Below are 21,901 nucleotides of genomic sequence, written 5' to 3' on the forward strand. Positions count from 1 at the left end.
TCCGCTACCCTGCACGCCTGCCCAGAAAGTGCCTGCCATGAATAAGACCGAACTGCTGAAACAGGTAATCGCCCGCCTCGAAGATGACCTGCTGCAGGCTCAACAGGCGGCGCTCACCGCCTATGAAACGGCGACCCATGAAGAAAATATCGCTGAAAACAAATACGACACCCTAGGTCTGGAGGCGTCTTATCTGGCGACCGGGCAGGCGCGCCGTGCGGCCGCCATTCGTCAGACCCTGGCGAACTGGAAGCTCCTGGTATTACGCGCGTTTGACCCTCTACTGGGCATCCAGCTCGGCGCACTGATTGAGTTGAGCGACGATGAAGATCGCCGCCAATGCCTGTTCCTAGGCCCGGACGGCGCAGCGATGAAACTGCAGCAGGACGGCCAGTCAATACAGGTAATCGGCCCGCAAGCGCCCCTTGGGCTGATCCTTATTGGCAAGACCGTTGGCGACGAAGTGACCCTGCACGTGGCCAGTGGTGTGCAACTGTTGGAGATTCTGTCGGTCGACTAAAGGGCTATCAGCCGATAGCGTTAACGGGAGACCGCTATGCAAGCCAACGTCCAAGAGCTCGAAACACTGTTCCAGCAACTGGGTCTCGAGCATGACCAGATCAGCATCGACCTCTTTATCAAGCGCCACTCTCCCCTGCCGGAAGACTGCCGACTGGCCGATGCACCGTTCTGGGACCCAGCCCAGGCCGACTTTCTGCGCCAACAGTTTTTAGCCGACGCTGAATGGGCCGAGGTGGTGGATCAGCTCAACCTGCTGCTACGTGGCTGACAGCACGCCTGCTGTTCCTGGCAGTTCCCGCCAGGTCAGGTAAACACGCAGGTCAAACTCCAGCTGGTGGTAGCCCGGCAGCATGTATTCGCAGAGTTTATAGAAGGCCTTGTTGTGCTCAGCCTCTTTCAGGTGCGCCAGCTCATGCACCACGATCATCTGCAAAAACTCCGGCGCGGCCTCGCGGAACAATGAGGCCACGCGAATTTCCTTCTTCGCCTTGAGCTTGCCGCCCTGCACCCGCGAAATTGCCGTGTGCAAACCGAGAGCACGGTGGGTCAGATCGAGGCGATTGTCGTAAAGCACCTTGTCGATGGCCGGGGCATTGCGCAGGTGCTCCTGCTTGAGGCCCTGGATATAGGCGTACAGCGCTTTGTCGCTTTGAACCGCGTGCTTGCCGCTGTAAGACCGCGCCAGATAATCGCCCAGGCGCTCCTCGGCGATCAGCTGACGGATCTTGTCTTGCAGCTGGGCCGGGTAGCCTTGCAGGTATTTGAGCGGGGTCATGGTCAAAATGGCGTATGCACGGGAAGGCCGAGGATTATGCCGCAAGCCGCGCGCAACCAGGGCGGCTTTTGGCACCGCAGCTACTGGCTCGGTACAACCCGCAGCAACCGACCATCAGCACTGTCAGTGAGCAGGTACAACGCGCCATCCGGACCGACACGCACATCGCGAATACGCTCTTCCAGCTCCTCGAACAGCACGTCCTCACCAGCCAACTTGCCGTCCTGCAGACGAATGCGCCGCACGCTGCGCTCAGCCAAGGTCGAAGCAAACAGATCGCCCTGCCATTCTGGGAATAGTGCCCCGCGATAAATCGTCAGGCTGGAAGGAGCGACCGACGGTGTCCAGTGCAGCAAGGGTTGCTGCAGGCCGGGCAGCTCGGTGTAGGGCGAAATCTGCGCACCGGTGTAATCCACGCCGAAGGTGATCAGCGGCCAGCCATAGTTATTGCCGGGCTCGATGAGGTTCAGCTCGTCGCCTCCGCGTGGGCCGTGCTCGTGGCTGTAGAGGCGCTGCAGCTGATTGTCATAGACGATGCCCTGCACGTTGCGATGGCCCAGGCTGTAGATCTCCGCCGCCGCGCCGGCCTGGCCCACCAGCGGGTTGTCCTTCGGCGCACTGCCGTCGCGATTCAGGCGCACGATCTTGCCGAGGTGGTTGCTGGTGTTCTGGGCATGCTCGCGCCAGTCGAAACCATCGCCCAGGGTCAGTACCAGGGTGTTATCCGGTAGCCAGGCCATGCGCCCACCGTAATGCGCAGCACCGGACTTAGCCGGCTGTGCGGTAAACAGCACCTGCACATCCTGCAGCTGACCATCGACCAGCCGCGCCTTGCTCAGACGGGTGTTGTTGGCCTGGGTCGTGCCGTATGCATAGCTCAGATACAGCTGCTGATTACTGGCAAACTCCGGGTCAAGCAGCACCTCCATCAGCCCGGCCTGGGCGGCGACAAACCCCTCAGGCACGCCGCCAACCGGTTGCGGATTAAGGCTGCCGTCCTGCTCGATGATGCGCAGGCGGCCGACGCGCTCGGTTACCAGCATGCGGCCATCCGGCAAGAAGGCCAGCGACCAGGGATGCTCCAGGCCTTCAGTCACGGTTTCGATGCGGTAATCCATGGCATGCGCCAAGCTGCTGCCAAGCAGACCAAACAACAACAGAGCGCGGGACATATTCAGCATGATTCGGGCCTTTTGCTTGCAGAGGGATAAATCAGGATTGCGCCGGCGATGAGCGCCGCATCAGTCCGGCAAATAACAGCGCGCCGAGACTGCCGCAGGCCATCAGCCCAACGGTGCCGGCAAGCGTGCGGTTGGCGCCAATCAGCGTTGGCATCGGTAGCAGTGCATTGGCCAGCGCCATCGCCGCCAGCACCGCCAACGCACCGGCCAGGGTAAACAGCAGCCAGCGGCCCATTGGCCAGAGGCGCGCCAGCAGGCTTGCGGCTGGCAAGGCAAAGATAAAACCGAGGATCACCAGCATCGCGAAGGTCGGGCTAAAGCCCAGCAGGTCCAGGCAGGTGGTCTGCACCCGCACACCAAGTGGCATGGGCGCACCAAGCGCCTGCAGGTTGGCCAGATTGAACTGGGTCTGCAGCACAGTGCCCATCACACTCGCCAGCAGCACAGCCAGAAAGAAGTACAACAGAGTGCGCAATTTGCTTGGCATGCAGACAGATATCCAGAGCCGACGGTGGCCCGAGTATGGACCAGCGCGCCGCGCTGCACGTGGCCGGTGTTTTACATGGTTTTACCAAGCCCACAAATGGGCGATAGGCGAAGCCACAGCGCTGTAGCAGAATGCCAGCAGCCATCCTGCCGACAACAACCCAGACAAGAACCGCACGATGAAAAAAGTCCTACCCCTCTGTGCGCTGATTCTCGCGCTGATTGCCGTGGCGTTCAGCCTCGGTCCCGTGCCACCCGTCGACACCCAACTGACAGCGATCCAGCTGCCGGCCGACCTCGACCGCTACCTGACCGAGACAGAAGCACCTTACCCGGACATCACGCCCGGCGCGGAAAAGACCATCGTCTGGGCCCATCCAGACCAGCGCCAGACCGACCTGGCAATCATCTACCTGCATGGTTACTCGGCCACTCGCCAGGAAACCGCACCGCTGAGCGATCAACTGGCCCGGCAACTGGGCGCCAACCTGTTCTACACCCGCCTGAGCGGTCATGGCCGAAGCGGCACCGCGATGGCCGAGGCCAGCGTGCACGACTGGCTGCAGGACAGCGAGGAGGCCCTGCAGATCGGTCAGCGTTTGGGTAAACAGGTGCTGGTGATCGGCACCTCGACCGGCGCCACCCTAGCCACTTGGCTGGCGCTGCAGGGCGATAACCCGCAAGTGCTGGCCTATATCATGGTGTCGCCGAACTTTGCCCCCAAAGACCCGGCCGCGACCGTGCTGACCTGGCCTTGGGCGACGCACTTTGTGCCCTTGCTGCTGGGCCCGGAACATCAATGGCAACCGCGCAACGCCGAACAGGCGCGCTACTGGAGCCACCGCTACCCGGTACAGGCGCTGCTGCCGATGATGGCGCTGGTGAAATACGTGCGCGAGCAGCCGCTGGAGCAGATCAGCGCGCCGATTCTCACACTCTATTCGCAGGACGATCAGGTGGTCAGCGCCCCGGCTATCGAAGCGGCCTTTGCCCGCTTTGGCTCGCCGCACAAGCAGCTGATCGCCCTCAAGGACACCCAGGACCCGTCACACCATGTGCTGGCCGGCGACATCCTCTCGCCGCAGGACACACCACGGGTACAGACCGCGATTCTGGCGTTTCTCACCAGCCTGCCGCCGCGCTAGTTGATACGGCACACCGCCGGACTGAATGCACAGGGTTTGTCCGCCAGGTAACTGCGGTAGATCTGCAGCAGCTGCGGGGCCGTCAGGCTACAGGCCTGTGCCCGGCACTGCGCATTGAAAGCAAAAGCGCTGCGCTCGACTTCGGCCAGGCGGATATACAGCGCCGGCCAGTCAGTGAGGGGGGCATCGGCGGGGGTAAACAGCAAGCGCCCATCGCGCTGCACCAGCGGCGCACCGGCCGCCGCATAGTCGAAGACAAACAGCAGGGTACGCGCGGTCTTGGTCGTGCACTCGACGCGGGTGGCGCACTGCTGCGGATCGCTCGCCACCGCCACATTAACGGGCGGCCCGCTCACTGGTGGCTGATGGGCACAGCCGGCCAATGCAGCGAGTACACCGAACAGCCCAATCAACCTCGTCATAAGACTCCTCCGAATAACAAAAAGCCCCGCATCGGCGGGGCTTTCAGTACAGCAACAGGCTTAGTTGACCTTGGCGGCCAGCTCACCTTTGGCATAACGCTGGAACATGCCTTCGAGGGAGATCGGTTTGATCTTCGAGGCGTTGCCGGCGGTGCCGAAGGCTTCATAGCGGGCGATGCAGATGTCGCGCATGGCGGTGACGGTGGCACCGAAGAATTTGCGCGGGTCGAACTCGCTCGGGTTCTCGGCCATCAGGCGGCGCATGGCACCGGTGGACGCCAGACGCAGGTCGGTGTCGATGTTGACTTTGCGCACGCCGTACTTGATGCCTTCGACGATTTCTTCCACCGGCACGCCGTAGGTTTCTTTGATGTCGCCGCCGTACTGGTTGATGATCGCCAGCCATTCTTGCGGCACCGAGCTGGAGCCGTGCATCACCAGGTGGGTGTTGGGGATGCGCTTGTGGATTTCCTTGATGCGGTCGATGGCGAGGATGTCACCGGTCGGCGGCTTGGTGAACTTGTACGCGCCGTGGCTGGTGCCGATGGCAATGGCCAGGGCGTCGACCTGGGTGCGCTTGACGAAGTCAGCGGCTTCTTCCGGGTCGGTGAGCATCTGGCTGTGATCGAGCACGCCTTCGGCGCCGACGCCGTCTTCTTCGCCGGCCATGCCGGTTTCCAGGCTGCCCAGGCAACCCAGCTCACCTTCTACCGACACGCCGCAGGCGTGAGCGAAGGCGACGGTCTGCTGGGTGACGGCGACGTTGTAGTCGTAGTCGGCCGGGGTCTTGCCGTCTTCTTTCAGCGAGCCGTCCATCATCACCGAGCTGAAGCCCAGCTGGATCGAGCGCTGGCAGACGTCAGGGCTGGTGCCGTGGTCCTGGTGCATGCACACCGGGATGTGCGGGAACTCTTCGATGGCGGCCAGGATCAGGTGGCGCAGAAACGGCGCACCGGCGTATTTGCGCGCACCGGCGGAGGCCTGAACGATCACCGGGGAATCGGTCTTGTCGGCCGCTTCCATGATCGCGCGCATTTGCTCGAGGTTGTTGACGTTGAAGGCCGGCACGCCGTAGCCGAATTCGGCGGCGTGGTCGAGCATCTGGCGCATGCTGATAAGTGCCATGGTGTTCTTTCTCCCGGTGGGGCTCGTTAATCGTGCAAGCCTGCCGCAGGGGCAGGCGCTATTCAAGTCATTCAGACCGGGAGTGAACCCGGCCTGTATTCAAGTCGTTGTCAGGGTGCCTTGCAGCCACGGCCGATCAGGTCATCCTTGGCCGTCCAGTAGACCAGCCCTTCCTCGCCTTTGGTGTGAAAAGACAACATCCCGTCACTGTACAGCGCACCCGAGCCGGCGGGTTCCTGCTGCAAGCGATAAACGATATCACCGCCGCCGAGGCGCACATCGACGTACTCTGCACTGCTGTCGGCGAAACGCCAGAGCACTTCGGTCTGGCTGTCGCACACCCAGCGCGTCCAGTTATCCGACGGTGCCGGCTGACTGGCGCAGGCGCCAAGCAGACTGAGCAATGCCAGCAGGGTAATCCGTTTCATTATCGGGACTCGCTCCATGATCAGGCTATTTATGCGTTAGCGCGTTGTTCCAGCACTTCAACCGCCGGCAATACCTTGCCCTCGACAAACTCGAGGAACGCGCCGCCACCGGTGGAGATATAGCTGATCTGCGCGCCAACGCCGTATTTGTCGATAGCCGCCAGGGTGTCGCCGCCACCGGCAATCGAGAAGGCTGGGCTCTCAGCGATGGCCTGGGCCAACACCTTAGTACCGTTGCCGAACTGGTCAAACTCGAACACGCCGACCGGGCCGTTCCACAGAATGGTCTTCGAGGATTTCAGCAGCTCGGCGAACTGCGCTGCAGTTTGCGGGCCGATATCCAGAATCATGTCGTCTTCAGCCACATCGGCCACCAGTTTGACGGTGGCTTCAGCGTCTTCGGCGAAGGCTTTGGCGACGACCACATCAACCGGCAATGGCACGCTGACCTTGGCCGCGATGGCCTTGGCAGTCTCAACCAGATCGGCCTCGTATAGCGACTTGCCCACCGGGAAACCGGCAGCAGCGAGGAAGGTGTTGGCGATGCCGCCACCGACAATCAGCTGGTCGCAGATCTGGCTCAGGCTATTGAGCACGTCGAGCTTGGTCGACACCTTGGAGCCGGCAACGATCGCGGCCATTGGCTTGGCCGGGTTACCCAGCGCCTTGCCCAGCGCATCCAGCTCGGCCGCCAGCAACGGGCCGGCGCAGGCGACCTTGGCGAACTTGGCCACACCATGGGTCGAACCCTCGGCGCGGTGAGCGGTACCGAAGGCGTCCATGACGAACACGTCGCACAGCGCAGCGTACTGCTGGGCGAGTTCATCGGCGTTTTTCTTCTCGCCCTTGTTGAAGCGCACGTTCTCGAACAGCACGATCTCGCCAGCCTTGAGTTCAACGCCGCCGAGGTAATCTTTTACCAGCGGTACGTCGCGGCCCAGGGCCTTGCTCAGGTAGGCCGCGACCGGGGCCAGGCTGTTCTCTTCGCTGAATTCGCCTTCGGTCGGACGACCCAGGTGCGAGCAGACCATGACCGCTGCGCCCTTCTCCAGCGCCAGCTTGATGGTCGGCAGGGAGGCGAGGATGCGCGCGTCGCTCTTCACCGCGCCGTCTTTTACCGGCACGTTGAGGTCTTCGCGGATCAGCACGCGCTTACCGGCGAGGTCGAGGTCGGTCATCTTCAGAACGGTCATATATCAGTCCTTCACGGGGGCTGGAGTAGTCAGGGAGAGAAAGTGTTCAGCAACATCGAGCATGCGGTTGGCAAACCCCCACTCGTTGTCGAACCAAGCCAGCAGGTTGACCAGACGCGGCCCAGAGACGCGGGTCTGGCTGCCATCGACGATGGCCGAGTGCGGGTCATGGTTGAAGTCGCAACTGGCGTGCGGCAGTTCGGTGTAGGCCAGCAAGCCCTTCAGCGGGCCGCTTTCTGCTGCCTGGCGCAACACGCGGTTGATCTCATCAGTGGAGGTGTCACGCGCGGTCTGCAGGGTGATGTCCAGACACGACACGTTCACCGTCGGCACACGAATGGCTTTGGCCTGGATACGTCCGCTGAGTTCCGGCAGCAGGCGCTCGATACCACGGGCCAGACCGGTGGACACAGGAATCACTGACTGAAAGGCCGAGCGCGTGCGGCGCAGGTCTTCGTGGTGGTAAGCGTCGATCACCGGCTGGTCGTTCATCGCCGAGTGGATGGTGGTGATCGACACGTATTCGATACCCACCGTCTCATTCAGCAGTTTGAGCAGCGGCACACCACAGTTGGTGGTACAGGAGGCGTTGGACACCAGCTGCTCGGTGCCGCTCAGGCAATCCTGATTGACCCCGTAGACCACCGTGGCGTCGATATCTGCCTCACTGGCCATCGGTTGCGACAGCAACACGCGCGGCGCGCCAGCATCGATAAAGCGCTGCGCCTCGCTGCGGCTGGTGTACTGACCAGAGCATTCAAGCAGCAGATCAATGTCCAGCGCAGCCCAGTCGATGGCCTCAGGCGTTGCCTGACGCAGCACTTTCACGCAGTCGCCATTGATATGCAGGCAATCGCCGTCGACCTTCACCTCGCCGGGAAAACGCCCGTGGGTGGAGTCGAAACGCGTCAGGTATTCAATGCTGGCCTGGTCGGCCAGGTCATTCAGCGCGACGATTTCCAGTTGTGCCCCGGCGCCCCGCTCATGCAGCGCACGCAGCACGCAGCGGCCGATACGGCCGTAACCGTTGAGGGCAATTCGATAGGGACGCTTGGGCATAGTGGTCTCGATAGGGAACCGTAGGATGGGTGAGCCGCACGCGGCATCACCCATCATTCGCCGGATCAGGCGTCCAGCAGCTCGGCGGCGGTTTCCAGGATGTTTTCGACGGTGAAGCCGAATTCCTCGAACAGCGCCGGCGCCGGGGCAGACTCACCGAAGGTGGTCATGCCGATGATGCGACCTTCCAGACCCACGTACTTGTACCAGTAGTCGGCATGCGAGGCTTCGATGGCGATCCGCGCACCGACTTGCACCGGCAACACGGCCTGCTTGTAGCCGGCGTCCTGCTGGTCGAACACGCTGGTGGACGGCATCGAGACGACGCGCACCTGACGGCCCTGCTCTTCCAGCTTGGCAGCCGCCTGCATGGCCAGGCCGATTTCCGAGCCGGTGGCGATCAGGATCAGCTCCGGCTCACCCGCGCAGTCTTTCAGCACATAGCCACCACGAGCGACATCAGCCAGTTGCTGGGCATCGCGGCTCTGGTGCGGCAGGTTCTGCCGGCTGAAGATCAGCGCGGAAGGGCCGTCATTGCGCTCGATGGCGTATTTCCACGCCACTGCGGACTCAACGGCGTCGCATGGGCGCCAGGTGTCGAGGTTCGGCGTGCCACGCAGGCTGGCCAGCTGCTCGATTGGCTGGTGAGTCGGGCCGTCTTCACCGAGGCCAATGGAGTCGTGGGTAAACACAAACAGCACACGCTGTTTCATCAGCGCGGCCATGCGCACCGCGTTACGTGCGTATTCCATAAAGATCAGGAAGGTCGCGCCATACGGCACAAAGCCACCGTGCAGGGCCACGCCGTTCATGATCGCGCTCATGCCGAACTCGCGCACGCCGTAGAACATGTAGTTGCCGGATGCGTCATCAGCCGACACACCTTTGCAGCCTTTCCACAGGGTCAGGTTGGAGCCGGCCAGGTCCGCCGAGCCGCCGAGGAATTCCGGCAGCAGCGGGCCGAACGCATTCAGGGTGTTCTGGCTGGCCTTGCGGCTGGCGATGGTCTCGCCTTTGGCGGCCACTTCTTGAATATAAGCAGCGGTCTTCTCAGCGAAGTCAGCGGGCAATTCGCCGGCGACGCGGCGCTTGAACTCGCTGGCCAGCTCAGGGAAGGCGGCGGCGTAGGCAGCAAAGCGCTCGTTCCACTCGGCCTCGGCGGCAGCACCGGCAGCCTTGGCATCCCACTCGGCATAGATGTCGGCCGGGATTTCAAACGGGCCATGGTTCCAGCCCAGGGTGGCGCGGGTCAGGGCGATTTCATCGTTACCCAGCGGCGCGCCGTGGCACTCTTCCTTGCCCTGCTTGTTCGGCGAGCCGAAACCGATGGTGGTTTTGCAGCAGATCAGGGTCGGACGGTCGCTGGTCTTGCGCGCGGTCTCGATAGCCATCTTGATTTCTTCGGCGTCGTGACCGTCGACATTGCGGATCACCTGCCAGCCGTAGGCTTCGAAGCGCGCCGGGGTGTCATCGGTGAACCAGCCTTCGACTTCACCGTCGATGGAAATGCCGTTGTCGTCATAGAACGCTACCAGCTTGCCCAGGCCCAAGGTACCGGCCAGGGAGCAGACTTCATGGCTGATGCCTTCCATCATGCAGCCGTCGCCGAGGAAGGCGTAGGTGAAGTGGTCAACGATCTGGTGGCCGTCACGGTTGAACTGCGCGCCCAGTACTTTCTCAGCAATGGCGAAACCGACGGCGTTGGCGATGCCCTGGCCCAGCGGGCCAGTGGTGGTCTCTACACCCGGCGTGTAGCCGTATTCTGGGTGGCCCGGGGTGCGGCTGTGCAGTTGGCGGAAGTTCTTCAGGTCTTCGATGCCCAGGTCGTAGCCGGTCAGGTGCAGCAGCGAGTAGATCAGCATCGAGCCGTGGCCGTTGGACAGCACAAAGCGGTCACGGTCGGCGAATTTCGGGTTGCTCGGGTTGTGCTTGAGGAAGTCACGCCACAGGACTTCGGCGATATCCGCCATGCCCATCGGGGCACCGGGGTGGCCGCTGTTGGCTTTCTGCACGGCATCCATGCTGAGGGCACGAATGGCATTGGCTCGCTCACGACGGCTGGGCATCACTGAATCTCCTGCGGGGCTGCTTGGGCAACTGGGGGGTCGAAAAAGGCGTCCATTTTCGCCCAGCGGCGCCATGGGGGCAATCACAGATGGTCGTTAACCCCGGACAATCGGCAATTAGCCCCCGTCAGCCGCCTCAAATCGACGTTTGCGTGGCCAGACAGGGGGCGCGAAACAGCTCGCCGTGCCACAAACCGTGCAGCGTGCGGCGCATCACCAGCAACCAGACCAACACCAGCTTGGCCGCCAGCAGCAGGCCCACCCACATAAAGAACGCCAAGCCGGTCATCTGCTGCAGAGCAAAGGTGGCCAGGGTGAACACCCCCAGCGGGAAGGTGAATCCCCACCACCCCAGGTTGAAGGGCAGCTCACGGCGCATGTAATGCTGGGTAAACAGACTGGCCGCGACCAACCACCACAAACCCGCACCCCACAGCGCCAACCCACCGACCAGACCCAGCTGCTGCGCCATTTCGGCCGCGCCCTGCAGCGCGGTGCCCTGCCAGGCGTGCGGTGCGGCCTGCCCAAGACTAATCAAGCCCAGGCAACCGGTGGCCAGCGGCCCCAGTGGCAGCCAGCTGCTGGCGGCAAAATCCATATCCGGCAACTTGTGCAGAGCCAGGCGCAGCAGCACAAGAGCGATCAGGGCAAACGCCAAGCTCAGCGACAAGCCCCACAGCACATAGCCCAAACTGAGCAGCAGTTGTGCCGACTCAGCCGCCAGATGCGGCGCCAGTGCCGCCGCGCCGCTGGCCACCACTTCGGGTGCGACAATCGGCAGCAGCCAAACGCCGGTCAGGCTTTCCAGCACATGTTTTTGCCGGGTAAACATCAAATACGGCACACCGAGTGCCGCGCCCAGAGCCAATACCAGCGCCAGCCACCACAAACCATGAGCCAGCGCCACGAGGGAGGTGCCATGCACCGGCGCAGCAAACAACAGCAAACCGTTGATCACCTGCACCAGCCCCATGGGGATCGCCCCCAGAAACATCGACTGCACCGGGTGATCGAGCATCGGCCACAGGGTGTCGCGAAACAACAGCAGGCGCGCGGCAAATAACACGCTGAACAGACCAAACAGCAGCACCGTCAGCCACCATAGGCCTTCGGCCAGCAGCAGCTGCCCAGGGAAAGACAGCGGCAGCTTGGCCACCACCTGCGCCAGCACGCCGGTGCCCATGGTCATGGCGAACCAGTTGGGGGTGAATTGACGAACAAAAGCCAGCGGCTCATGCAAACGGGTAAAGGGGCGCAACATCACGGCATTCCTCACAGACAATCGCCAATGGCGATCCATGACTGGGAGGTTAGGCACAGCCGTGCTATAGGTAAAATACATATAAAAGATACAAGGCATACCTTCTATTTATGAATCTGCACCACCTCAAGGTCTTCCTCGCCATCGCCCAGACCGGCAGCATCAGCGCGGGAGCCGCCCGCCTGTTTATCAGCCAGCCGGCGGTGACCCGTGAGATCCGTGAGCTGGAAGCACGCCTGCGCTTGCCGCTGTTTGACCGACAAAGCCGTGGCGTCACCCTGACCGCTGCTGGGCAACGCCTGCTGCCCTATGCCGAGCGCATCTTTGCCCTGGAGCAAGCCGCCGAGCGCGACTTGCAGGCCTTCGCCAACCTCGGCTGCGGCGAGCTGCACCTGGGCGCCAGTGCCACTCTGGGCAGTTACCTGCTACCAGCGCTGATTGCGCCGTTTCATCAGCAGTATCCCGACCTGCAGCTGAGCCTGCAGATCGACAACACCGCGGCCTGCCTGCAACAGCTGGAAAACAACGCCATCACACTGGCCTTCATTGAAGGGCCGTTCGCCCCGGAACAATTCAATCACCGTCACCTTGGCACGGATGCGTTGCTGCCCGTCGCCAGCCCCAAGCATCCACTGGCCAAGCAGGCGAGCGTCAGCCCGGTTGAGCTGGCCGACGCCGCCCTGCTGATCCGCGAGCAAGGCTCCGGCACCCGCGCCACCCTGGAGCAGGCTTACCAGGCACTCGGCCTGCAACCACGTGTCGCCATGGCCCTGGGCAATAGCGAAGCGCTAAAACGCAGCTTATTGGCCGGCCAAGCCGTGGCCTGGATTTCCGAACTAGCGGTGCAGGAGGAGCTGCGCAGCGGACAGCTGTGTCACCTGCCCGTTCGCGACTTACAGATCAGCCGCGATCTGCATGCCGTCTGGCGCCGTGAACACAGTCTGAGCCCCGCGGCGGCCGCGCTGCTGGAACAGGTCGAACAGGCACTGAACACCAGCAAGGGCAATATCAAAACTTTTTGATATTGCCCTTGCTGGATAAAAAGTGACCGACTAGACTGCCCAACCTATGAATATGCGCGCCTCCCATCTGGCCTTCGAGCCGGTCGATGCACTCGCCGCCCTGTGCAAGGCCAGCGGTGACGCGTTGCGCCTGAATATCCTACGCGCCCTGGCCAACGACTCGTTCGGTGTATTGGAGTTGGCGCAGATCTTCGCCACCGGTCAATCCGGCATCAGCCACCATCTCAAGGTGCTGGCCCAGGCTGGACTGGTGGCCACCCGCCGCGAAGGCAATGCGATTTTCTACCGCCGCGCCCTGGCTCAGGGTGAACAGCTGGGCAGCCGCCTGCATAGCGCACTGCTTGATGAAATCGATCAGCTACAGCTGCCCGCCGAGGTACAGCAACGCATCGCCCAGGTGCACGGCCAACGCGCCGCTGCCAGCCAGGAGTTCTTCGCCCGCAGCGCGGCCAGCTTCCAGGCGCAGCAGGACTTGATCGCAGGCCTGCCGCAGTACCGCGACAGCGTGCTGGCCCTGCTCGACTCACTGGGTTTTGGCCGTGATGCCAGCGCCGTGGAAATCGGCCCCGGCGATGGCGGTTTTCTTCCAGAGCTGGCGCAGCGCTTCCAGCAGGTGCTGGCCCTGGACAACAGCGCGGCGATGCTTGAACTGGCCCGTCAACGTTGCACCAAGGAAGGCCTGGGCAATGTGCAACTGCAGCTGGCCGATGCCCTGCAGGACGACTACCCGGCTGCCGACTGCCTGGTGCTGAACATGGTGCTGCACCACTTCGCCGCCCCGGCCGATGCGCTCAAGCAGCTGGCGCAGCGCGTGAAACCTGGCGGCAGCCTGCTGATCACCGAATTGTGCAGCCACAACCAGAGCTGGGCCCGCGAAGCCTGCGGCGACCTGTGGCTAGGCTTCGAACAGGATGACCTGGCGCGCTGGGCCGCCGCGGCCGGCCTCAACACCTGCGAAAGCCTCTATGTAGGCCTGCGCAACGGCTTTCAGATTCAGGTTCGGCACTTTGCCAAACCGTCACTCAATCATGGCCTACGGGCTGCAACTACCGGTCACTAACAGGAACCCGCACGATGAGCGAATACTCCCTCTTTACCTCCGAGTCCGTCTCCGAAGGCCATCCCGACAAAATCGCCGACCAGATTTCCGACGCGGTGCTGGACGCCATCATCGCCCAGGACAAACACGCCCGCGTGGCCGTGGAAACCCTGGTCAAGACCGGTGTAGCCATCGTTGCGGGTGAAGTCACCACCAGCGCCTGGGTCGACCTGGAACAGATCGTCCGCGACGTGATCTGTGACATCGGCTACACCAACTCCGACGTCGGCTTCGACGGCGCCACCTGCGGCGTGCTGAACATCATTGGCAAGCAGTCCCCGGACATCAACCAGGGCGTCGACCGCGCCAAGCCGGAAGACCAGGGTGCCGGCGACCAGGGCCTGATGTTCGGCTACGCCAGCAACGAAACCGACGTGCTGATGCCCGCACCGATCTGCTTCAGCCACCGCCTGGTCGAGCGCCAGGCGGAAGCGCGCAAGTCCGGCTTGCTGCCATGGCTACGCCCGGATGCGAAATCCCAGGTCACCTGCCAATACGAAAATGGCAAAGTAGTCGGCATCGATGCGGTGGTGCTGTCCACTCAGCACAACCCGGAAGTGTCGCTGGCTGACCTGCGTGAAGGCGTGATGGAACTGATCATCAAGCACGCTCTGCCGGCCGAGTTGCTGCACAAAGGCACCCAGTTCCACATCAACCCGACCGGCAACTTCGTGATCGGCGGCCCAGTGGGTGACTGCGGTCTGACCGGGCGCAAGATCATCGTCGACTCCTACGGCGGCATGGCCCGTCACGGTGGCGGCGCGTTCTCCGGCAAGGACCCATCCAAGGTTGACCGTTCGGCAGCCTACGCCGGTCGTTACGTGGCAAAGAACATCGTTGCTGCCGGCCTGGCCGAGCGTTGCGAAATTCAGGTGTCCTACGCCATCGGCGTGGCTCAGCCGACCTCGATCTCGATCAACACCTTCGGCACCAACAAGGTGGCAGACGATTTGATCATCAAGCTGGTGCGTGAAGTGTTCGACCTGCGCCCTTATGCCATCACCAAGATGCTCGACCTGCTGCACCCGATGTACCAGGACACTGCGGCTTACGGCCACTTCGGCCGCACACCGAAGCAGAAGACCGTCGGCAACGACACCTTCAGCACCTTCACCTGGGAAAAAACCGACAAGGTCGCCGACCTGCGCGCTGCCGCCGGGTTGTAAGCCTGAAGCAATACCCGAAGCCCCGCCTTGTGCGGGGCTTTTTATTGCCTACACATCGCGCTCACTCGGGTAAATCCGACTAGGCTGAGTGAGCCATCTGCCGAGCAAGGACGCTCACGGTGAACCTCCGAATTGCCTGCCTGCTGCTGTTCAGCAGCCCCCTTTGGGCCACCTGCCCCGACTGGCCCGCCCCGCGCGCCGAACGCGAATTGAATGCCCTGAGCCAACAACTGGCCGAATGGGACAATGCCTATCATCGTCTGGGGCAAAGCCCGGTCGCGGACGAGCTGTATGACCAGGCCAGCGTCACCCTGCAACACTGGCGCAGCTGCTTCCCGCAACCCCATAGCGCGGCAGTTAACCCGCTGGCCAGCAGCGCCGGCCCGCAACCGCACCCGGTGGCTCACACAGGCCTGCGTAAGTTGCCGGACAAGCGTGCTGTCGCGCGCTGGATGGCCAAGCGCGATGAGCTGTGGGTTCAGCCCAAGGTCGATGGCGTGGCCGTCAGTCTGGTGTATCACCAAGGGCACCTGCAGCAACTGATCAGTCGCGGCGACGGCCGTCAGGGGCAGGACTGGACCCAGCTGGCCCACCAGCTGCCAGCAATTCCCGCAGAGCTGCCTTCGGCGCTGAAGCTGACCCTGCAAGGCGAGTTGTACTGGCGCAGACCTGGGCATATCCAGCGGCAAGATGGCGGCCAAGGTGCACGCAGTAAGGTAGCCGGCTTGATGAGCCGCAAGGCGTTGAGCCATGAGGACGCAGCCGGTATTGGCCTGTTTATCTGGGATTGGCCCGATGGCCCAGCCAGCATGCTAGAGCGCCTGCAGCGCTGAGCGCGCTGGGTTTCACCGACAGCGCCACGTTCAGCCATCCCCTTCGCAGCGTGGCCGACGCCAGCCACTGGCGCGAGCAGTGGTACAGCAGCGCCCTACCCTTCGCCACCGATGGCGTGGTGCTGCGTCAGGCCCAGCGCCCACAGGCCGCACGCTGGCAAGCAGAACCGCCGCACTGGGCAGTGGCCTGGAAGTACCCGGTCGGGCAGGCTCTGGCCGTGGTGCAGGCCGTGGACTTTCGCATCGGCCGCAGCGGGCGCATCACCCCGGTGCTGCGCGTGCAGCCGGTAAAATTGGATGACCGGCGCATCGAATACGTCAGCGCCAACTCACTGCAACGCTGGCAGGCGCTGGATATACGCCCCGGCGACCAGGTGGTGATCCGGCTCTCCGGGCTTACCATCCCGGTGCTCGACAGCGTGTTCTGGCACACCCAAGAGCGCGCTGAATTGCCGGTGCCAGATGCCCGCGCTTACCACGCACTGAGCTGCTGGCAAGCCAGCGCCGCTTGCGCCAGCCAGTTCCGTGCACGCCTGGCCTGGCTCAGCGGCAAACAGGGTTTAGCCCTACCGGGGGTGGGCCCGGGCACGTGGGAGAAGCTGCTGCAGGCGGGAATGATTAACGGCCTGCTCGACTGGCTGGAGTTAACCCCCGAGCAGTTGATTCGCGTGCCAGGCTTAGGCCCGCGAAGCGCAGCAGTCTTACAGCAGAGTTTTCAATTGGCCCGCCAACGTCCGCAGCAGGCCTGGCTGCGTGCCCTCGGAGTTCCGTCTCAGGTGCCATTAAACGCGGACTGGGACACGTTGGCGCAGCGCAGCACGGCCGACTGGCTACGCCAGCCCGGCATCGGCCCGCAACGCGCGGCGCAGTTAACGGCTTTCTTCCAGCACCCCGAGGTGAAAGCCCTGCAGGCGCAGTTGCGCGCCGCGCAGATCGCCGGATTTGAAAGACCTTAGAACGCGCGAAACTCTTCATGGCAGGCTTTGCAGCTGTCTTCAACGCGCTGCATCGGCGCAACCAGCTCATCAGGCTTTAATGGCTTTGCCGCCGTCGCGGCGACTAGCGCAGCGGTGCTGGTTTCCATGGCGCGAGCCAGCTCCTGAAAACGCGCCAGGCGCTGCCAGACGTCATCCTTGGCACGGCTTTCCTCACCGTCATCACGCACCTGCGGAAAGTGCTGCCAAGGCGTGCGGGTCAACTGATCGAGCTTGGCGGCGCCGTCAACAAATGCCTGTTCCTTGAACGCCAACCGCCCACGCAGCATGCCACCCAGGTCTTCGCTGACCTTGAGCATCTGCTTGAAAATGCTCTGACGCTGGCCTTGCGGCGAATTGGGATCGACACCGCCGCAGCCGCTTAGAGCCAGCGCCAATACAACCAAATACAGGGTTTTAAGCTTCATAACACCTTCAAATGCCAACAACCGGGTGGATAACGGGTGACAGTATCGCCACCCAGTACCCACCGGCCAAGCGTGGTGTTTTGCCGCAGAGGACTGAACAGTCCGGCTGCAATCAAGCCGATACAACAAACAGGCTGATGATCAGCCCCATGTTGACGAACCACACCAGTGAACGCACCGGCGCCCAGTCAGCCAGGTAACAGATGAAATAGACAATACGGCTGACGACAAACGCGATCGCCAACTGATCAAGCAATGCCTGCTCAGCGCCGCCCGCCAGGTGGGCAATGATCACCGCGGCCGAAAAAGCCGGGGTCACTTCAAAACTGTTGAGCTGGGCGTTGTTGGCCCGCCGCCCGACGCCGCTGAGGCTGTTGAGCAACGCCCGCGGGTCATGGTTATGACGCGGGCTAAAACCACCGCTGACGGCCTTGGCGGTAACCGTCGACAAGTAAGGCAGAAACAGGGCAATCAATACACACCAGTAAGCAATCGTCATGGCAGCTCCGCGTTGAGGGAATAAACATCTGCAGCCTGTATCAGCGCGGATACAAACACCATGACTGAAGCAGCCAAAAGCGATGGCGCAACAGCCAATCCACCCGACAGAAAGCCTTGGGCTTATGCGCCAGGCTGGCTATACTTCGCCAGCTTCATGTGGCCGGCACAGCTCCGGTCGCACCCGCCACCTGTCCGAGGGGCGCTGCAGCAAACTCTGGCCACCAGAGATTTGTCAGGCTCGGACAGGGCGTTAACCATACGCATCAACGGCGCCCATTCGCAGACAACGAATGGAGAGCTTTTATGAGCGCCGCTTTTAACGATTTTAAAGTCGCTGACATTTCCCTGGCTGCCTGGGGCCGTCGCGAAACCATCATCGCCGAATCTGAAATGCCTGCTTTGATGGGCCTGCGCCGCAAATACGCCGGCGAGCAGCCACTCAAGGGCGCGAAGATCATCGGCTGCATCCACATGACCATCCAGACTGCCGTGCTGATCGAAACCCTGACTGCACTGGGTGCCGAAGTACGCTGGTCGTCGTGCAACATCTTCTCTACTCAGGACCAGGCAGCTGCTGCCATTGCTGCCGCCGGCATCCCGGTATTCGCCTGGAAGGGCGAAACCGAAGAAGAGTACGAGTGGTGCATCGAGCAAACCATCCTCAAGGACGGTAAGCCATGGGACGCCAACATGATCCTCGACGATGGCGGCGACCTGACCGAGATCCTGCACAAGAAATACCCGCAGATGCTGGAGCGCATCCACGGCGTCACCGAAGAGACCACCACCGGCGTGCACCGTCTGCTTGACATGCTGGCCAAGGGCGAGCTGAAGATCCCGGCGATCAACGTCAATGACTCGGTGACCAAGAGCAAAAACGACAACAAATACGGCTGCCGTCACAGCCTGAGCGACGCCATCAAGCGCGGCACCGACCACCTGCTGTCCGGCAAGCAAGCGCTGGTTATCGGCTACGGCGACGTGGGCAAGGGCTCCGCGCAGTCGCTGCGTCAGGAAGGCATGATCGTACGCGTAACCGAAGTGGACCCGATCTGCGCCATGCAGGCCTGCATGGACGGCTATGAAGTGGTTTCGCCGTTCATCGACGGCATCAACGACGGCACCGCTGCAAGCATCGACAGCGCCCTGCTGAGCAAAATTGACCTGCTGGTAACCACCACCGGTAACGTCAACGTGTGCGACGCGAACATGCTCAAGGTCCTGAAAAAGCGCGCTGTGGTGTGCAACATCGGTCACTTCGACAATGAAATCGACACCGCTTTCATGCGCAAGAACTGGGCTTGGGAAGAAGTGAAGCCACAAGTACACAAGATCCACCGCACCGGCAGCGGCAGCTTCGACCCGCACAACGATGACTACCTGATCCTGCTGGCCGAAGGCCGTCTGGTGAACCTGGGCAACGCCACCGGCCACCCGAGCCGGATCATGGACGGCTCCTTCGCCAACCAGGTACTGGCGCAGATCTTCCTGTTCGAACAGAAGTTTGCTGACCTGTCCGCCGACAAGAAAGCCGAGCGTCTGACCGTGGAAGTGCTGCCTAAGAAGCTCGACGAAGAAGTGGCCCTGGAAATGGTCAAAGGCTTCGGCGGCGTGGTGACCCAACTGACCAGCAAGCAAGCCGAATACATCGGCGTGCCGCAGGAAGGCCCGTTCAAGCCACACGCTTACCGCTACTAATTCGTAGGGTGGATAAGCCTCTGGCTTATCCACCGCCGACTTCCCGCAAGGTGGATGGAACAACGCCCTCCACCTTTCGTCTCCAAGGCTAGACACCCTATGAGCCAAGAACGCCGTTACAGCTTCGAGTTCTTTCCCACCAAAACCGAAGCCGGGCACGAAAAACTGATGAATGTGGCGCGCCAGCTGGCGACCTACAAACCCGATTTCTTCTCCTGCACCTATGGTGCCGGTGGCTCCACCCGCGACCGTACGCTCAACACCGTGCTGCAACTCGACGGCGACGTGAAGGTGCCCACCGCACCGCACCTGTCCTGTGTGGGCGACAGCAAGGCCGAGCTGCGCGAGTTGCTGAACCTGTACAAGAGTTCCGGAATCAAACGCATTGTTGCGCTGCGTGGCGACCTGCCGTCGGGCATGGGCATGGCCAGCGGCGAACTGCGCTACGCCAACGACCTGGTCAGCTTTATCCGCGAAGAAACAGGTGATCACTTCCATATCGAAGTGGCCGCCTACCCGGAAATGCACCCGCAGGCACGCAATTTCGAGGACGACATCGCCAACTTCGTGCGCAAGGCCAAAGCCGGCGCGGACAGCGCGATTACCCAGTACTTCTTCAACGCCGACTGCTACTTCTACTTTGTCGACCGTGTGCGCAAGCTGGGTGTAGATATTCCAGTGGTACCGGGCATCATGCCGATCACCAACTACAGCAAGCTAGCGCGTTTCTCCGACGCCTGCGGTGCGGAAATCCCGCGCTGGGTGCGCAAACAACTGGAAGCCTACGGTGACGACACCGACAGCATCCAGGCGTATGGCGAGCAGGTCATCACTGAAATGTGCGAGCGCCTGCTGCAAGGCGGCGCCCCAGGCCTGCACTTCTACAGCATGAACCAGGCTGAACCGAGCCTGGCGATCTGGAACAACCTCAAGCTGCCACGCTGAGGGGCGATACCGCGTCCATGGCCACTGCACGTGCCATGGACGCTATCCCGCGACACACCACAGTTGTGACTTCCCCCAAGTCGACTGCCTCAGACATATCCTGCCGTGACTCATCACCCATACCGACTTGACCTCTAGGTCAACCCTGCATAGCTTGAAGCTCAAGACCTCCATGGAGTTGCTCAATGGTCAGCAGAAAAACTATCAATGCCTCAGTCACCCCCAAAGGCAGCCTGGAAACCCTCTCGCAGCGTGAAGTGCAACAACTGCGCGAAACCGGTTCCGGCAGCGTCTATGCGCTGTTCCGCCAATGTGCCTTGGCCATCCTCAACACCGGTTCACACAGCGATAACGCCAAGACCATTCTGGAAGCCTACCCGGACTTCGAGATCAATATCCTGCAGCAAGACCGCGGCATCCGCCTGGAGCTGTTCAACGCCCCGGCTGATGCCTTTGTCGATGGCGAGATGATCGCCAGCACCCGTGAAATGCTGTTCAGCGCCCTGCGCGACATCGTCTACACGCAGAGCGAACTGGAAAATCAGCGCATCGATTTTGGCAGCTCTCAAGGCATCACCGATTACGTCTTCCACCTGCTGCGCAACGCCCACACCCTACGCGCCGGCGCCGAGCCGAAGATTGTGGTGTGCTGGGGTGGCCATTCGATCAGCACCGAAGAATACAAATACACCAAGAAAGTCGGCCACGAACTGGGCCTGCGCGGTCTGGACATCTGCACCGGCTGTGGCCCTGGCGTAATGAAGGGCCCGATGAAGGGCGCGACCATTTCCCACGCCAAACAGCGCAACGTGCACGGCCGCTACCTGGGCTTGACCGAGCCGGGGATCATCGCCGCCGAAGCGCCCAACCCGATCGTCAATGAGCTGGTGATCCTGCCGGACATCGAGAAGCGCCTGGAGGCCTTCGTCCGTGTCGGCCACGGCATCATCATCTTCCCCGGCGGCGCGGGCACGGCCGAAGAGCTGCTGTATTTCCTCGGCATCCTCATGCACCCGGACAACCAGAACATCCCCTTCCCGCTGATCATGACCGGACCACGCAGCGCCGCCGCCTACTTGGAGCAGCTGCATGAGTTTATCGGCGCGACCCTGGGTGAAGCGGCGCAGCAGCGCTACAGCATCATCATCGACAACCCCGAGCAGGTCGCCCGGGAAATGGCTGAAGGGATCAAGGCCGTCAAACAGTTCCGCCGCGAACACAACGACGCCTTCCACTTCAACTGGCTGCTGAAGATCGACGAGAGCTTCCAGCACCCATTCGAGCCAACCCACGCCAACATGGCCAGCCTCAAACTGACTCGCGAGCAACCGTTGCACGAACTGGCCGCCAACCTACGCCGGGCGTTTTCCGGGATTGTCTCGGGCAACGTCAAGGACAAGGGCATTCGCCTGATCGAGCAGCACGGCCCTTATGAAATTCGCGGTGAACGCGAAATCATGCGCCAGCTCGACCAGCTGCTGCAGGCCTTCGTCGATCAACACAGGATGAAACTACCGGGCAACAGCGCTTATGTGCCCTGCTATAAGTTGATCACCTGAGCGTACATGCACA

The 21,901-nt window shown here is 62.0% G+C and carries 21 protein-coding genes, 1 pseudogene and 1 riboswitch; of the genes and pseudogenes, 10 read left to right on the forward strand and 12 right to left on the reverse strand.

The features are described 5' to 3' along the window. The first annotated feature begins 37 nt into the window (after nucleotides 1-37). On the forward strand, nucleotides 38-520 hold the full coding sequence (locus ALTER154_RS06660; RefSeq protein WP_090251314.1) for a GreA/GreB family elongation factor: 483 nt from the start codon (nucleotides 38-40) through the stop codon (nucleotides 518-520). Nucleotides 521-556: 36 nt separating this feature from the next. Next, nucleotides 557-790, forward strand: a complete 234-nt coding sequence (locus ALTER154_RS06665; protein ID WP_090250004.1) for a DUF2789 family protein — start codon at nucleotides 557-559, stop codon at nucleotides 788-790. Here the strand turns inward: ALTER154_RS06665 and ALTER154_RS06670 are convergent. From ALTER154_RS06670 to ALTER154_RS06680, 3 genes are all read right to left on the reverse strand, one after another. After that, complete coding sequence (locus ALTER154_RS06670) at nucleotides 779-1,297, reverse strand: YgjP-like metallopeptidase domain-containing protein (RefSeq protein ID WP_160085765.1); 519 nt, start codon at nucleotides 1,295-1,297, stop codon at nucleotides 779-781. The genes ALTER154_RS06665 and ALTER154_RS06670 overlap by 12 nt on opposite strands. A gap of 80 nt (nucleotides 1,298-1,377) precedes the next feature. Next, nucleotides 1,378-2,478 (reverse strand): PQQ-dependent sugar dehydrogenase, encoded by a 1,101-nt coding sequence (locus ALTER154_RS06675; RefSeq protein WP_160085766.1) that lies wholly within the window; start codon nucleotides 2,476-2,478, stop codon nucleotides 1,378-1,380. A gap of 31 nt (nucleotides 2,479-2,509) precedes the next feature. Continuing rightward, nucleotides 2,510-2,965: a hypothetical protein gene (locus tag ALTER154_RS06680; RefSeq protein WP_160085767.1), complete on the reverse strand. Its 456-nt coding sequence runs from the start codon at nucleotides 2,963-2,965 to the stop codon at nucleotides 2,510-2,512. Nucleotides 2,966-3,143: 178 nt separating this feature from the next. Between ALTER154_RS06680 and ALTER154_RS06685 the strand changes: the two genes are divergently transcribed. Continuing rightward, nucleotides 3,144-4,109 (forward strand): carboxylesterase, encoded by a 966-nt coding sequence (locus ALTER154_RS06685; protein WP_160085768.1) that lies wholly within the window; start codon nucleotides 3,144-3,146, stop codon nucleotides 4,107-4,109. On the opposite strand, the gene ALTER154_RS06690 is transcribed toward ALTER154_RS06685, so the two are convergent. From ALTER154_RS06690 to ALTER154_RS06720, 7 genes are all read right to left on the reverse strand, one after another. Further along, nucleotides 4,106-4,531 (reverse strand): hypothetical protein, encoded by a 426-nt coding sequence (locus tag ALTER154_RS06690; protein WP_160085769.1) that lies wholly within the window; start codon nucleotides 4,529-4,531, stop codon nucleotides 4,106-4,108. The genes ALTER154_RS06685 and ALTER154_RS06690 overlap by 4 nt on opposite strands. Before the next feature lie 60 nt (nucleotides 4,532-4,591). Next, complete coding sequence (gene fba / locus ALTER154_RS06695) at nucleotides 4,592-5,656, reverse strand: class II fructose-bisphosphate aldolase (protein ID WP_160085770.1); 1,065 nt, start codon at nucleotides 5,654-5,656, stop codon at nucleotides 4,592-4,594. Between the two features lie 110 nt (nucleotides 5,657-5,766). After that, nucleotides 5,767-6,084, reverse strand: coding sequence for an MliC family protein (locus ALTER154_RS06700; protein ID WP_160085771.1), 318 nt, complete (start codon nucleotides 6,082-6,084; stop codon nucleotides 5,767-5,769). Between the two features lie 29 nt (nucleotides 6,085-6,113). Then, nucleotides 6,114-7,277 carry a phosphoglycerate kinase gene (locus ALTER154_RS06705; RefSeq protein WP_160085772.1) on the reverse strand — a complete coding sequence of 388 codons (1,164 nt, stop codon included), beginning with the start codon at nucleotides 7,275-7,277 and terminating at the stop codon, nucleotides 6,114-6,116. Between the two features lie 3 nt (nucleotides 7,278-7,280). Beyond that, nucleotides 7,281-8,336 (reverse strand): erythrose-4-phosphate dehydrogenase, encoded by a 1,056-nt coding sequence (gene epd / locus ALTER154_RS06710; protein WP_160085773.1) that lies wholly within the window; start codon nucleotides 8,334-8,336, stop codon nucleotides 7,281-7,283. Between the two features lie 65 nt (nucleotides 8,337-8,401). Continuing rightward, nucleotides 8,402-10,402 carry a transketolase gene (gene tkt / locus ALTER154_RS06715; RefSeq protein WP_090250028.1) on the reverse strand — a complete coding sequence of 667 codons (2,001 nt, stop codon included), beginning with the start codon at nucleotides 10,400-10,402 and terminating at the stop codon, nucleotides 8,402-8,404. A gap of 136 nt (nucleotides 10,403-10,538) precedes the next feature. After that, nucleotides 10,539-11,663, reverse strand: a complete 1,125-nt coding sequence (locus ALTER154_RS06720) for a TDT family transporter (RefSeq protein WP_160085774.1) — start codon at nucleotides 11,661-11,663, stop codon at nucleotides 10,539-10,541. Between the two features lie 110 nt (nucleotides 11,664-11,773). Between ALTER154_RS06720 and ALTER154_RS06725 the strand changes: the two genes are divergently transcribed. From ALTER154_RS06725 to ligB, 4 genes and pseudogenes are all read left to right on the forward strand, one after another. Continuing rightward, nucleotides 11,774-12,685, forward strand: coding sequence for a LysR family transcriptional regulator (locus ALTER154_RS06725; protein WP_160085775.1), 912 nt, complete (start codon nucleotides 11,774-11,776; stop codon nucleotides 12,683-12,685). 46 nt (nucleotides 12,686-12,731) lie between these two features. Then, on the forward strand, nucleotides 12,732-13,745 hold the full coding sequence (locus ALTER154_RS06730; protein WP_160085776.1) for a metalloregulator ArsR/SmtB family transcription factor: 1,014 nt from the start codon (nucleotides 12,732-12,734) through the stop codon (nucleotides 13,743-13,745). Nucleotides 13,746-13,759: 14 nt separating this feature from the next. Then, entirely contained in the window at nucleotides 13,760-14,950 is a 1,191-nt protein-coding gene (gene metK / locus ALTER154_RS06735; RefSeq protein WP_160085777.1) for a methionine adenosyltransferase, read from the forward strand. A 119-nt stretch (nucleotides 14,951-15,069) separates the two neighbouring features. Continuing rightward, nucleotides 15,070-16,739 (forward strand): annotated as a pseudogene (gene ligB / locus ALTER154_RS06740) (NAD-dependent DNA ligase LigB). On the opposite strand, the gene ALTER154_RS06745 reads toward ligB, so the two are convergent. Further along, complete coding sequence (locus ALTER154_RS06745) at nucleotides 16,736-17,185, reverse strand: cytochrome c (protein ID WP_160085778.1); 450 nt, start codon at nucleotides 17,183-17,185, stop codon at nucleotides 16,736-16,738. The pseudogene ligB and the gene ALTER154_RS06745 sit on opposite strands and share 4 nt — an antisense overlap. Before the next feature lie 112 nt (nucleotides 17,186-17,297). After that, nucleotides 17,298-17,684 carry an MAPEG family protein gene (locus ALTER154_RS06750; RefSeq protein ID WP_090250047.1) on the reverse strand — a complete coding sequence of 129 codons (387 nt, stop codon included), beginning with the start codon at nucleotides 17,682-17,684 and terminating at the stop codon, nucleotides 17,298-17,300. A gap of 190 nt (nucleotides 17,685-17,874) precedes the next feature. After that, nucleotides 17,875-17,968: riboswitch (S-adenosyl-L-homocysteine riboswitch) on the forward strand. Nucleotides 17,969-17,989: 21 nt separating this feature from the next. Between ALTER154_RS06750 and ahcY the strand changes: the two genes are divergently transcribed. The 3 genes from ahcY to ppnN all read left to right on the forward strand — a co-directional run bounded on the left by ahcY (nucleotide 17,990) and on the right by ppnN (nucleotide 21,888). Continuing rightward, nucleotides 17,990-19,384, forward strand: coding sequence for an adenosylhomocysteinase (gene ahcY / locus ALTER154_RS06755; protein ID WP_160085779.1), 1,395 nt, complete (start codon nucleotides 17,990-17,992; stop codon nucleotides 19,382-19,384). A 99-nt stretch (nucleotides 19,385-19,483) separates the two neighbouring features. Beyond that, nucleotides 19,484-20,329 carry a methylenetetrahydrofolate reductase [NAD(P)H] gene (metF, locus tag ALTER154_RS06760; RefSeq protein ID WP_090250053.1) on the forward strand — a complete coding sequence of 282 codons (846 nt, stop codon included), beginning with the start codon at nucleotides 19,484-19,486 and terminating at the stop codon, nucleotides 20,327-20,329. Between the two features lie 185 nt (nucleotides 20,330-20,514). Next, on the forward strand, nucleotides 20,515-21,888 hold the full coding sequence (gene ppnN / locus ALTER154_RS06765) for a nucleotide 5'-monophosphate nucleosidase PpnN (protein WP_160085780.1): 1,374 nt from the start codon (nucleotides 20,515-20,517) through the stop codon (nucleotides 21,886-21,888). The last annotated feature ends 13 nt before the right edge of the window (nucleotides 21,889-21,901 follow it).

Origin of the sequence: Pseudomonas sp. 9AZ, assembly GCF_902506525.1 — a bacterium.
In the GTDB taxonomy this organism is placed as follows: Bacteria; Pseudomonadota; Gammaproteobacteria; order Pseudomonadales; family Pseudomonadaceae; genus Aquipseudomonas; species Aquipseudomonas peli.

Excerpts from the sequence above, each read along its gene's own strand:
- ALTER154_RS06660 (WP_090251314.1), top strand. The coding sequence starts at position 38 with ATGAATAAGACCGAACTGCTGAAACAGGTAATCGCCCGCCTCGAAGAT.
- ALTER154_RS06665 (WP_090250004.1), top strand. The coding sequence starts at position 557 with ATGCAAGCCAACGTCCAAGAGCTCGAAACACTGTTCCAGCAACTGGGT.
- ALTER154_RS06670 (WP_160085765.1), bottom strand. The coding sequence starts at position 1,297 with ATGACCCCGCTCAAATACCTGCAAGGCTACCCGGCCCAGCTGCAAGAC.
- ALTER154_RS06675 (WP_160085766.1), bottom strand. The coding sequence starts at position 2,478 with ATGCTGAATATGTCCCGCGCTCTGTTGTTGTTTGGTCTGCTTGGCAGC.
- ALTER154_RS06680 (WP_160085767.1), bottom strand. The coding sequence starts at position 2,965 with ATGCCAAGCAAATTGCGCACTCTGTTGTACTTCTTTCTGGCTGTGCTG.
- ALTER154_RS06685 (WP_160085768.1), top strand. The coding sequence starts at position 3,144 with ATGAAAAAAGTCCTACCCCTCTGTGCGCTGATTCTCGCGCTGATTGCC.
- ALTER154_RS06690 (WP_160085769.1), bottom strand. The coding sequence starts at position 4,531 with ATGACGAGGTTGATTGGGCTGTTCGGTGTACTCGCTGCATTGGCCGGC.
- fba (WP_160085770.1), bottom strand. The coding sequence starts at position 5,656 with ATGGCACTTATCAGCATGCGCCAGATGCTCGACCACGCCGCCGAATTC.
- ALTER154_RS06700 (WP_160085771.1), bottom strand. The coding sequence starts at position 6,084 with ATGAAACGGATTACCCTGCTGGCATTGCTCAGTCTGCTTGGCGCCTGC.
- ALTER154_RS06705 (WP_160085772.1), bottom strand. The coding sequence starts at position 7,277 with ATGACCGTTCTGAAGATGACCGACCTCGACCTCGCCGGTAAGCGCGTG.
- epd (WP_160085773.1), bottom strand. The coding sequence starts at position 8,336 with ATGCCCAAGCGTCCCTATCGAATTGCCCTCAACGGTTACGGCCGTATC.
- tkt (WP_090250028.1), bottom strand. The coding sequence starts at position 10,402 with ATGCCCAGCCGTCGTGAGCGAGCCAATGCCATTCGTGCCCTCAGCATG.
- ALTER154_RS06720 (WP_160085774.1), bottom strand. The coding sequence starts at position 11,663 with ATGTTGCGCCCCTTTACCCGTTTGCATGAGCCGCTGGCTTTTGTTCGT.
- ALTER154_RS06725 (WP_160085775.1), top strand. The coding sequence starts at position 11,774 with ATGAATCTGCACCACCTCAAGGTCTTCCTCGCCATCGCCCAGACCGGC.
- ALTER154_RS06730 (WP_160085776.1), top strand. The coding sequence starts at position 12,732 with ATGAATATGCGCGCCTCCCATCTGGCCTTCGAGCCGGTCGATGCACTC.
- metK (WP_160085777.1), top strand. The coding sequence starts at position 13,760 with ATGAGCGAATACTCCCTCTTTACCTCCGAGTCCGTCTCCGAAGGCCAT.
- ALTER154_RS06745 (WP_160085778.1), bottom strand. The coding sequence starts at position 17,185 with ATGAAGCTTAAAACCCTGTATTTGGTTGTATTGGCGCTGGCTCTAAGC.
- ALTER154_RS06750 (WP_090250047.1), bottom strand. The coding sequence starts at position 17,684 with ATGACGATTGCTTACTGGTGTGTATTGATTGCCCTGTTTCTGCCTTAC.
- ahcY (WP_160085779.1), top strand. The coding sequence starts at position 17,990 with ATGAGCGCCGCTTTTAACGATTTTAAAGTCGCTGACATTTCCCTGGCT.
- metF (WP_090250053.1), top strand. The coding sequence starts at position 19,484 with ATGAGCCAAGAACGCCGTTACAGCTTCGAGTTCTTTCCCACCAAAACC.
- ppnN (WP_160085780.1), top strand. The coding sequence starts at position 20,515 with ATGGTCAGCAGAAAAACTATCAATGCCTCAGTCACCCCCAAAGGCAGC.